Here is a 9,899-nt window from a genome sequence, read left to right on the forward strand (position 1 = left end):
GGTCGAACGACGCTTCTCGGAAATCTTCGAGCGGGACGTCGCCGTGTTCTTCGTCGCAACCGGAACCGCCGCCAATGCACTCGCTCTTGCGGGTTGCAACCGCCCCGGCGGCCAGATCTTCTGCCATCCGGAAGCGCATGTGAATGTCGACGAATGCAACGCGCCGGAGTTCTTCGCGAGCGGGTCCAAGCTGGTGCCGGTCGCGGGCGAGCAGGGAAAGATGACCGCCGATGCCGTCGCGGCGGCGATCGCGCGCTTTCCGCCGAACTTCGTCCACGGCGGCCAGCCGATGGCCGTCACGCTGACACAGGCGACCGAGTCCGGCACCGTCTATGGGCTCGACGAGATCGCTGCGATCGCCGAGGTGACCCATCAGGCGAAACTTCCGCTGCACATGGACGGCGCCCGCTTCGCCAATGCGTTGATGACGCTGGAAACGACGCCCGCCGAAATGACCTGGAAGCGGGGTGTCGACCTCCTCTCCTTCGGCGGTACGAAGAACGGCTGCTGGTGCGCGGAAGCACTGATCCTGTTCGATCCGGCGCGCGCCCCCGACATGCACTTTCTGCGCAAGCGTTCGGCGCAACTCTTTTCCAAGTCGCGTTTCATCGCCGCCCAGTTCGACGCCTATTTCCACGACGACCTCTGGCTGACACTCGCACGCCACGCCAACGGGATGGCCCGCCGCCTCGCGGACGGCATCACGGCGTCTTCCAGCGCCCGTCTGGCATGGGAGACGGGATCGAACGAGATCTTCCTGATCATGCGCAATGACGTGATGGCGAAGCTGCAGGCGGAGGGCGCGGCCTTTTACGACTGGCATGCCCCCGACGCCACGCGGCGGACCATGCGGACCGACGAGAGACTGATCCGCCTCGTGACCAGCTTCGCGACCACGGATGCCGAGGTCGAGCAGTTCCTCGCGAAGCTGTGAACCGGACCGCATTGGCGGTGCCGGCGACGTGAGCCGCGTGTTATAATTGGACGAGAAGGCGTAACGCTGCAATCACTCGCGTTTTACCGAGATCACGCGCGCTTGATTTTCAATTGAATATTTGAAAGGCGAATGTCTCCTCACCCGGAACACACGGACCGGGGCGCCCCAAGGCGCAGATCAGAAGTAATATTGAGGAGATTATTCATGGCAGACAAGTCTATCGTCAGCGCAGCAGCGCTCGCCGCTGCGATCGCTGCAGCCGTATCCGGCGCCGCTCTGCTCGCCGGCCCGGCGCAGGCCGCCCAGGAGAAATGCTTCGGCGTGGCGCTCGCCGGCAAGAACGATTGCGCCGCAGGTCCCGGCACCACCTGCGCCGGCACCTCGAAGGTCGACTATCAGGGCAACGCCTGGAAGCATGTCGAGGAGGGCACCTGCATGTCGATGGAACTTCCCGACGGTCGCAAGGGTTCGCTCGAGGCCCTCGACCGCGACATGCCGAGCTGACCGGCAGGCCACTCCGTGCATGCGCCGCCTTGCGGCGCATGCCAGTCCGTTGAGCAGGAGGTAGCTCCATAATGAACGACACGAACGCGCGGCCCTCTTTCGGCCATACACCCCTGCCGGACAGGGCGGGAGCAGGTTTCAAGCCCGAACATGCCGAAGCCATTCTCGCGGAACCGGACCGGATCGGCTTCATCGAAGTCCATGCCGAGAACTACATGGGCGATGGCGGCGTCCCGCACCGGATCCTGGCCCGCATGCGGTCGGAGCTGCCGCTCTCCGTCCACGGCGTCGGCCTGTCGATCGGCTCCGAGAGTGGTATCGACCCGGAACACCTCGCGCGCCTGGCGCATGTCGTTTCGCGCTATGAGCCCGGCATGGTCTCCGAGCACCTCGCCTGGTCCACCCACGACAACACCTATTTCAACGATCTCCTGCCCGTCCCCTACGACGCCGCCACGCTCCGGCGCGTCGCCGAGCATATCGAAACGGTACAGAATGCGCTCGGCCGGCAGATCCTGCTGGAGAACCCGTCGACCTATGTCGCCTTCGAAGGGTCGGACATGAGCGAAACCGACTTCATCCGAGAGGTCGCGCGCCGCAGCGGCTGCGGCCTGCTGCTCGACGTCAACAACGTCTTCGTCTCGGCGGCAAACCAGGGCTTTCGCGCTATCGGCTATCTGCGGGACTTCCCGCTGGAACTCGTCCAGGAGATCCACCTTGCCGGCCACGCCGAGGACAGCGACGACGAAGGCGCGCCCCTGCTCATCGATGCGCATGACCGCCCGGTCGCCGACCCGGTCTGGGCGCTTTACGACATGGTCATCAGCCAGACCGGCCCGCTGCCGACGCTCATCGAATGGGACAACGACGTGCCGGACTGGCCGATCCTGCGCCGGGAAGCGAGGCTCGCGGACGGTATCCTCGACAGGCACCGCACATCTTACCTGATGGGCAGCCGCCATGCGGGCTAGGGACGAGAGTGAGGCATTGCAGGACCGCTTTTCCGCGGCCCTGCTCGACCCGGACCGCGCCGTGCCCGCCGGAGTGACCGCACCACGCGGCGGGGCGGCGAACAGGCGGTTTGCCGTCTACCGCAACAATGTGGTGGTCGGTCTGGTGGCGGCGCTCGGCGAAATCTTCCCGACGGTCCGCCGCCTCGTCGGCGACAGCGCCTTCCGCGCCGTCGCCGAGGCGTTCGTCCGCGAATCACCGCCGCGCTCGCCGCTGCTCTTCCGCTACGGCGAGAGCTTCCCCGCCTTTCTCGAGACATTCGCACCGTTCGCGCGGCTGACCTATCTGCCCGACGTCGCGCGCATCGAAAGGCTCTGGCTCGACAGCTGGCATGCAGGCGACGCAGAGCCGCTCGACGCTGCGCAGCTGTCCGCGGGCAATGCAGACCCGACGCGGCTCACCTTCATGCAGCATCCGGCCGTCCGCATCGTCGCCTGCAGGACTGCGGCGGTCTCCATTGTCATGCGCGACCGCGCCGGCGTGAGCCTTGCCGGGCTCGATCCCCGGCCGGCCGAATGGGGACTCGTGACGCGGAGGACCGTCGCGGTCGAGCTCAACCGTCTTTCCTGCGGCGGCCATGCGATACTGGCTGCGCTCCTCCAGGGCGAGACGCTGGGCGAGGCGTCGGCGGAAGGCCTCAAGCGCCAGCCGGATCTCGACATCGCGGGCACGCTGACGACCGCACTCGTCGCCGGCGCCTTCGCAGCCATCGGCTCATGATCCGGCAACCATCGGAAGGATATGACGAATGAAGCTCCTCGCGCGCGCAATCGCGTTTCACGACGGCCTGTTTGATCTGGTCGATCGAATGACGCGCGGCTGGTTCCTGCCGCTCTTCGCCCGGTTCGTGTTCCTGGCTGTGCTCTATCTGTACTATCTGAATTCCGCGCTGACCAAGGTCGGCGACGGGCTCCTCGGCTTCTTCACGGTCGCTCCCGGCGCCTATTACCAGATCGCGCTCCCGGCCGTCGACGCCGCGGGCGGCGATCCCTCCGCCGTACCGTTTCTTCCGTGGGGGCTGATCGTCGTCCTCGGAACCTACAGCGAGTTCCTGCTGCCGATCCTGATCGTCGCCGGGCTCGCCACGCGGCTGGCGGCCGTCGGCATGATCGGCTTCATCGCGGTGCAGACGCTGGTCGACATAACCGTGCACGCGGTGGACGCTGCGACGATCGGCGCCCTGTTCGATCGCTTTCCCGACAGTCTGATCGCCGACCAGCGGCTGCTGTGGATCTTCCCCCTCATCTATCTCGCGCTGAACGGCGGAGGATCGCTGTCGCTGGACCACCTGCTCGGCCGTCGGTTCCACATCTGCCCCCCAAAATGACATGGGGCGGCGCATGGACGCCGCCCCATGTCAAACGGCTGCCGAGACGATCAGCTTGTGTGGGCTTCGATCTGCTTCGGCTGCGCAGCCGTGGAAGCGATTTCGATGCGGCGGGGCTTCATCGCCTCCGGAATCTCGCGCACGAGATCGATATGCAGCAGGCCGTTCTTCAGTTGCGCACCGCGGATTTCCACGTGATCGGCGAGCTGGAAGCGGCGCTCGAAGGCGCGCTTGGCAATGCCGCGATAGAGGAACCGTCCGTCTTCCGCCGTCTCCTCGGCCTTCTCGCCCTTGACGGTCAGCGTGTGCTCGCGTGCCTCGATCGAAAGCTCGCTTTCAGCGAAGCCGGCCACGGCCATCGTGATGCGATAGGCATTCTCGCCGGTGCGCTCGATATTGTAGGGCGGATAGCTCTGGGTCTGGTCGGGCTGGCCGAGGGTGTCCAGCATGGTGAACAGCCGGTCGAATCCGACGGTGGAACGATAAAGGGGAGAGAAATCAAAGTGACGCATGGATGTCCTCCTGTTGAGCGACGATGTGCTGTCTCGTGAGGTCCGCGCCCGTTTTCAGGATGACGCGACCCCGGTTTCTGCGGCCGTCGACCCCATTCTGGCGGCGGACGACCGGTGAGCAGACCCTTTCGGCGTCCGCGGGATTGAGATGGTGAGCGACATTTGTCCGTTCAAGGTCGTCGTGAAAAATTCGAACCTTCCTACCTGAACGACGCATGAACAGCGTTTTCGGCAGTCGTTCAGACAGGGAAGAGCATAATCTCATCATCGAAAGCGTGATGCTTTTGATGGCTGAGGTGCAACGTCCCTTCCGCTTCAGCCAAATTATGGCCGGCCTGCGCATGAACGTCCCCCGTTGTGCTGCGCAGCCGGCCTTTTTTCTTTGACGATCGGGCGTCTTGCCGCCTATCCCTTTCAGAGATGCTTCGCGAGATTCCCGCCGATATGGATTCCATCCTTTTCGAGACACCCGACAATCCGCTGCCGGGAAAGCCTGTTGCGGGCTTCTTCGACGGCAAGGACGGAGCGCGCATCCGCTACGCCATGTTCCGCGGCGAAGGCAGCATCGCCATGGGCACAGTGGTCCTCCTGCAGGGGCGCAACGAATCCATCGAGAAATATTACGAGACGATCGGCGAATTGACGGCGCAGGGCCTGTGGGTGGCCACCTTCGACTGGCGCGGCCAGGGCGGCTCCTCCCGCCTGCTCGACGACCCCGCGAAGGGGCATGTCGAGCGTTTTTCGGACTATGGCGAGGATCTCGGCATCTTCCTGGAGACGATCGTGCTGCCGGATGGTCGGCTGCCCTTCTTCCTCGTCGCCCATTCGATGGGCGCACTCGTGGCGCTCGCCCAGGCGCCCTACCTGGAAAACCGCATCGAGCGCATGGTCCTCGCCGCCCCGTTCGTCGCACTTGCCGGTCAGCGCTTCAGTCAGGGCAAGATCGAGGTCTTCGCCCGGATCGCGACCGCGCTCGGCCTCGGCGGACGGACCTTTCAGAAACCACGGGGCGCCATCCCCTTCGCGGGCAACATCTATACGTCCGACGAACGCCGCTTCGCGCGCAACGCGGCGATCTGCAGCGAACACCCGGAACTGGCGGTGGGGCCGCCGACGGCGCGCTGGCTGAACGAGGTGCTCGGCGCCATCAACCGGGTCGGCGAGCAGAGCCATCTGACGCGAATCCGCATCCCGACCGTCATGCTCTGCGCTACGCGGGATGCCCTGGTGCCGCGCGCAGCCCTTGCGCGCCTCGCGCGCCGCTTCCGGGCCGCACGGCTGATCGAAATCGACAATGCGCGGCACGAGCTGTTCCAGGAGGCGGACGTCTACCGGGCGCAGGCCATGGCAGCCCTATCGGCCTTCATTCCGGGCAGCGACGCGACTGCACCGGACTTCGCCGCCTGAGGAGCGCACGGCCTTCAGCGCTGGCGCAGCAGTTCCAGTGCCTGTTCGTGAACCTCGCGGCTACCGGCCGCGACGATCTCACCGCCCATTTCGGCCGGACCGCCGCTCCAGTCGGTGATGATGCCGCCCGCCTGCTCGATGACCGGAATCAGCCCTCCGACATCATAGGCCTTCAGCTCGCATTCGACGACCAGGTCGACATGGCCGGCGGCGAGAAGCGCATAGGCATAACAGTCGCAACCGTAGCGGAAGAGACGGACCTTGTCCTGAACCGCCTCGAAGCGGCTCTTGCGGCTGTTGAGGAAGAGGTGCGGCGACGTGGTAAAAAGGATCGCATCCGCCAGCGACGCGCAGGGCCGGGTCGAGAGCACCCGCTCCCCATCCGGCCCCCTGTAATGCGACTGGCTTCCATCGGCAAAATAGCGCTCGCCGGTGAAGGGTTGATCGATCAGTCCCATGACCGCCTTGCCGTTGCGATAGAGCCCGATCAGGGTTCCCCAGACGGGAACGCCGGAAATGAAGGCGCGCGTGCCGTCGATCGGATCGATCACCCAGACGAATTCGCGGTCGAGTCCGAAGGACCCGTGTTCTTCACCAAGAATGCCGTGGTCGGGGAAGTGCGCCTCGATCAGATCGCGGATCACCATCTCCGCCGCCCGGTCGCCCTCGGTCACCGGGTCGAAACCCGATTCCTCCTTGTTGACGACGGCGCCGCCGACACGGAATCGCGGCAGCGTCTCGGCCTTGGCCGCGTCGGCCAGGCGATTGAAGAAGGCACGGTCGGGAAGCATTGGTATCTCTCGGCAGGGCGTTGCTGCGCTTCCTTAATCCATTGCGACGCCAAAGGAAACGACGATTGTTGTGCAGCCCTCGCGCGAATCGCGCGCCATACTCCACTCTCAAGAAAATTATTTGACGCTCGGCAATATTTTTCCGCGGCTGCGCTTGACATTTGTGCGCCGCAACATTAACGTTTTCCTTACAGTCACTCGTGGCTGTAAATACCCTCCTTGGGTGTTTCCTCCCTAGACTTAGCCGCGCCACAAGCGCGGTTTTTTTTGCCCGCATCGCGGCCTTTGCGGCCACCGCAGTCTCAGGGAAATCCTATTCCGCAGCCAGGGCGCCGCCTGATTCGACGGCGAGCGCCGCCACGTGATCGGCGAACTTGCCGAGGGCGGTGGAGATCGCCGCGCGGACCGCCTCGAATTCCGGGCGCTTCGCGAGCGTTGCCTCGTTCACATAGAGCGACCGGTTCACCTCGATCTGCAGGGCATGCAGCCCCTTTGCCGGACGGCCGTAGTGCTCGGTGATGAAGCCGCCGGCATAGGGCTTGTTGCGCACGACGACGAAGCCGAGATCCTCGATAAGCCGGACGAGCGCCCGCGTCATATCGGCCGAAGCGCTGGTGCCGTAGCGGTCACCGATGATGAAATCCGGCCGGTCGCCTGTGCCCGACACACGGATGTTGCCGGGCATGGAATGGCAGTCGAGCAGCACGGCGAAGCCGAAGGCGACATGGGTGCGCACGACCAGGCGCCGCAGGCAGGCGTGGTAGGGCTTGTAGATGTTCTCGACCCGGTTCAGCGCCTCCGCCACAGGCAGCCGGCGCTGGTAGATCTCCATGTTTTCGGCGACGACGCGCGGCACTGTGCCGAGCCCGCCGGCGACCCGCATCGAGCTGATATTCGCATAGGGGGGCAACGGACCCTCGAACATGCGGGGATCGAGTTCATAAGGTTCGCGGTTGACGTCGAGAAAGGCGCGCGGAAAGTGGGCAACGAGCATCGGCGCACCGAGATCGATGGCCGCCGAGAACAGTTCGTCGACGAAATGGTCCTCGGAGCGGCGCAGCGAAAGCGGGTCGAGCCGCGACTGTGCGACAAAACCCTGTGGATAACGCCTGCCGCTATGGGGAGAGTTGAAAACGACCGGGACGCGCTGGGACAGGGGCTCGATCACCTCGAAGAGGTCCGCCTCGCTGTCTCCCGTGGTCATCTCGGTCCTTTGGTCTAGTGAAAAGTCCATGCTTCGCCTATGTTGCCAGCGCCCCGGGTCCCTGTCCATAGTCGCGAGGCGGCGCGACGCAGACTTGTAAGGCCGCATTCACCGGATATTTACCGGGATGCGTTTTCGTATCGGAACCGCCCAAAAGGCAAAACCATTGCAGCAACGGCTCCAGCTTACATGACCTCGAAAATCCTCCTTGCAGAAGACGACAACGACATGCGCCGCTTTCTCGTGAAAGCGCTCGAAAAGGCCGGCTACAAGGTCATGTCCTACGACAATGGCGCCAGCGCCTATGACCGGCTCCGCGAAGAGCCGTTCTCCCTGCTCCTGACCGACATCGTCATGCCGGAAATGGACGGTATCGAGCTGGCGCGGCGCGCGACGGAGCTCGACCCCGACCTGAAGGTCATGTTCATCACAGGCTTTGCCGCCGTGGCGCTCAACCCGGACTCCAAGGCTCCGAAGGACGCCAAGGTCCTCTCCAAGCCCTTCCACCTCCGCGACCTCGTCGACGAGGTCAACAAGATGCTCGCGGCCTGAGCCGCTTCGATCCCCGTCATCGATCTTTCGGCCGACGGCGCGGGGGTCAACTCCTTCGCGCCGCCACCATGTGGCCGTGTCATCCGAAGTGCGGCATAGGCGATAGCGGCAAAAAGCACAGCCGCGAAAGGCGACGGCAACGAAGCGGTATCTCCGGCCGGCGATCGAGGCAGGCACATCCATATTCGCGAGATACCGCGCATAGCGCAGGCCAATATCCGCTTTGCACGGCATCGCCGACGGCCGCGGGCGCAACGGTCGGGCACCCCGGAAAAACGACGGGATACCGCGGAACGCCCCGGCAGGATGGCGACAACCGTGGATATCTCAAGCAACGCCGAGATGACTTCTCGCGCGATCAGGAGATCTATGGGGCACGCAGCGGCGAATTCCGTGATTTCCGCGCGGCGTTACGAGAAATGCCAGCATGATCGTCAATATAGAGGATTCCTTCTTGTCGGATGACTTTCTCCGACCATAAAAGACATCGCCGCCATCTGAATATGATCCAAACGGCTCATCCAGACTTGTGTTGGCAACCCTCAATTCCGCAATTTTTCTGACGCTAAACCAGATGCGGCGACGGGCATGCAAAAACACCAATTGAGCAAAGTGTCCCTCTGACAGTACACTTTTGACGGAAAGCAACGTTTGGATTGCCGTGTTGCTTGACATTTTCACGCCGCTCGCCAGTGCTGTCAGCATGACGCGCCGCCTTGCCCTCTCCTTCGCCGCATGCGTGCCGCTCCTCGCCGGGGCGGCCGCAGGCGTTGTCCATGCCGAGCCCGTGCCGCGCGCGGAGCCCGCGGCGGGAACGGTCATTGCGCGCAAGGCCGGCGAAGAGGTCCGCTTCTTCGATGTGTCGTCCTGGCGTTTCGTCGATCTCAGCCAAAGCCTCCTGACCGGCGACAGCCTGCGCACCAACGCGGTTGGCCAGCTCGCCATCCTCTTTGCGGATCACACGCAGGTTCGCCTGGGCCGCAATTCCGCGATGGTCGTCAAGCAGATGGCTGCGGCAGGCGACACCGTTCTGGGGCTCGACACCGGCACCATCTGGGCGCGCGCCCAGCGCAGCGGCCAGGGCCTGACGGTCGACACGCCCGCGGCCGCCGCGGCGATCCGCGGCACCGACTGGTCGCTCAGCGTCGACGGCGACCGTACGTCGCTCGTCGTGCTCGACGGCTCGGTGGAGCTGTCGAACGCCCAGGGCAGCGTCACGGTCCGCACGGGAGAGGCCGCCGTCGCCCGCATCGGCCAGGCGCCGCAGAAGATCATCTATGTCAATTCGGACGACCGCGAGCAGATGCTCTTCTATCTCTCGCTGCGCGACGCCTTCATCTACATGCCGGCTTCGCCCCTCGACGTGCGCCGCATGCGCCGGTCGATCGACGCGATCGACGCCAAGGCGCCGCAGCATCGCAGTGCCGACGAATGGCTGACGCTTGCCGAAACGAAACTGTCGCTCGAGACGCGGCAGGAGGCGAAGGCCGCGATTGCCGCCGCGCGCGCCCTGCCGCTGTCGCGCAGGGACCGGGCCCGGGCCGACATGGTCGAGGGCCTGATCGCCGGCGCGGAGCGGCGCTATGTCGAATCGGCCGAACTGCTGGCCCGTGCAATACCTGCCCTCGATCCGGACCGCCGCAGCGTCGCCGCC

General features: G+C 64.6%; 13 protein-coding genes. 9 read left to right on the top strand and 4 right to left on the bottom strand.

Going from position 1 to position 9,899, the window contains the following annotated elements; genetic code table 11:
• The 5 genes from LXM94_RS10260 to LXM94_RS10280 form a co-directional block, all read left to right on the top strand.
• Positions 1–934, top strand: a 934-nt coding sequence (locus LXM94_RS10260; protein ID WP_235771139.1) for a threonine aldolase family protein, incomplete at its 5' end; no start/stop codon positions are given.
• A 207-nt stretch (positions 935–1,141) separates the two neighbouring features.
• A complete protein-coding gene (locus LXM94_RS10265; RefSeq protein WP_235771140.1) occupies positions 1,142–1,441 on the top strand; it encodes a BufA1 family periplasmic bufferin-type metallophore in 300 nt (99 codons plus the stop codon).
• Between the two features lie 71 nt (positions 1,442–1,512).
• A complete protein-coding gene (gene bufB, locus LXM94_RS10270) occupies positions 1,513–2,412 on the top strand; it encodes an MNIO family bufferin maturase (protein ID WP_235771141.1) in 900 nt (299 codons plus the stop codon).
• Between the two features lie 16 nt (positions 2,413–2,428).
• Complete coding sequence (locus tag LXM94_RS10275; RefSeq protein ID WP_235771142.1) at positions 2,429–3,172, top strand: HvfC/BufC N-terminal domain-containing protein; 744 nt, start codon at positions 2,429–2,431, stop codon at positions 3,170–3,172.
• A 28-nt stretch (positions 3,173–3,200) separates the two neighbouring features.
• Positions 3,201–3,779, top strand: coding sequence for a DoxX family protein (locus LXM94_RS10280; protein ID WP_235771143.1), 579 nt, complete (start codon positions 3,201–3,203; stop codon positions 3,777–3,779).
• Between the two features lie 50 nt (positions 3,780–3,829).
• On the opposite strand, the gene LXM94_RS10285 is transcribed toward LXM94_RS10280, so the two are convergent.
• On the bottom strand, positions 3,830–4,291 hold the full coding sequence (locus LXM94_RS10285; protein ID WP_235771144.1) for an Hsp20 family protein: 462 nt from the start codon (positions 4,289–4,291) through the stop codon (positions 3,830–3,832).
• A gap of 215 nt (positions 4,292–4,506) precedes the next feature.
• Here LXM94_RS10285 and LXM94_RS10290 point away from each other — a divergent pair, with 215 nt between their 5' ends.
• A complete protein-coding gene (locus tag LXM94_RS10290) occupies positions 4,507–4,677 on the top strand; it encodes a hypothetical protein (RefSeq protein ID WP_235771145.1) in 171 nt (56 codons plus the stop codon).
• Between the two features lie 58 nt (positions 4,678–4,735).
• Positions 4,736–5,698, top strand: a complete 963-nt coding sequence (locus tag LXM94_RS10295) for an alpha/beta fold hydrolase (protein ID WP_235771146.1) — start codon at positions 4,736–4,738, stop codon at positions 5,696–5,698.
• Between the two features lie 14 nt (positions 5,699–5,712).
• Here the strand turns inward: LXM94_RS10295 and hisN are convergent, their stop codons facing one another.
• Both hisN and LXM94_RS10305 read right to left on the bottom strand, forming a co-directional pair.
• Positions 5,713–6,489: a histidinol-phosphatase gene (hisN, locus tag LXM94_RS10300; protein WP_235771147.1), complete on the bottom strand. Its 777-nt coding sequence runs from the start codon at positions 6,487–6,489 to the stop codon at positions 5,713–5,715.
• Between the two features lie 313 nt (positions 6,490–6,802).
• Complete coding sequence (locus tag LXM94_RS10305; RefSeq protein ID WP_235771148.1) at positions 6,803–7,693, bottom strand: N-formylglutamate amidohydrolase; 891 nt, start codon at positions 7,691–7,693, stop codon at positions 6,803–6,805.
• Positions 7,694–7,882: 189 nt separating this feature from the next.
• Here LXM94_RS10305 and cpdR1 point away from each other — a divergent pair, with 189 nt between their 5' ends.
• The gene (gene cpdR1 / locus LXM94_RS10310) at positions 7,883–8,245 is read left to right on the top strand and encodes a response regulator CpdR1 (RefSeq protein WP_235771149.1); all 363 of its coding nucleotides are present in this window, start codon (positions 7,883–7,885) and stop codon (positions 8,243–8,245) included.
• Positions 8,246–8,572: 327 nt separating this feature from the next.
• Here the strand turns inward: cpdR1 and LXM94_RS10315 are convergent, their stop codons facing one another.
• Positions 8,573–8,950, bottom strand: coding sequence for a hypothetical protein (locus LXM94_RS10315; RefSeq protein WP_235771151.1), 378 nt, complete (start codon positions 8,948–8,950; stop codon positions 8,573–8,575).
• Between LXM94_RS10315 and LXM94_RS10320 the strand changes: the two genes are divergently transcribed.
• A partial coding sequence (locus tag LXM94_RS10320) for a FecR family protein (RefSeq protein ID WP_235771153.1) occupies positions 8,949–9,899 on the top strand: 951 nt, incomplete at its 3' end. The genes LXM94_RS10315 and LXM94_RS10320 overlap by 2 nt on opposite strands.

Origin of the sequence: Rhizobium alarense, assembly GCF_021555155.1 — a bacterium.
GTDB classification, from domain to species: Bacteria; Pseudomonadota; Alphaproteobacteria; order Rhizobiales; family Rhizobiaceae; genus Rhizobium_D; species Rhizobium_D alarense.

Bases quoted from the DNA above. Each gene is read 5' to 3' on its own strand.
- LXM94_RS10315 (WP_235771151.1), bottom strand. From the start codon at position 8,950: ATGCTGACAGCACTGGCGAGCGGCGTGAAAATGTCAAGCAACACGGCA.
- LXM94_RS10295 (WP_235771146.1), top strand. From the start codon at position 4,736: ATGGATTCCATCCTTTTCGAGACACCCGACAATCCGCTGCCGGGAAAG.
- cpdR1 (WP_235771149.1), top strand. From the start codon at position 7,883: ATGACCTCGAAAATCCTCCTTGCAGAAGACGACAACGACATGCGCCGC.
- LXM94_RS10285 (WP_235771144.1), bottom strand. From the start codon at position 4,291: ATGCGTCACTTTGATTTCTCTCCCCTTTATCGTTCCACCGTCGGATTC.
- LXM94_RS10305 (WP_235771148.1), bottom strand. From the start codon at position 7,693: ATGACCACGGGAGACAGCGAGGCGGACCTCTTCGAGGTGATCGAGCCC.
- bufB (WP_235771141.1), top strand. From the start codon at position 1,513: ATGAACGACACGAACGCGCGGCCCTCTTTCGGCCATACACCCCTGCCG.
- LXM94_RS10290 (WP_235771145.1), top strand. From the start codon at position 4,507: ATGAACAGCGTTTTCGGCAGTCGTTCAGACAGGGAAGAGCATAATCTC.
- LXM94_RS10265 (WP_235771140.1), top strand. From the start codon at position 1,142: ATGGCAGACAAGTCTATCGTCAGCGCAGCAGCGCTCGCCGCTGCGATC.
- hisN (WP_235771147.1), bottom strand. From the start codon at position 6,489: ATGCTTCCCGACCGTGCCTTCTTCAATCGCCTGGCCGACGCGGCCAAG.
- LXM94_RS10280 (WP_235771143.1), top strand. From the start codon at position 3,201: ATGAAGCTCCTCGCGCGCGCAATCGCGTTTCACGACGGCCTGTTTGAT.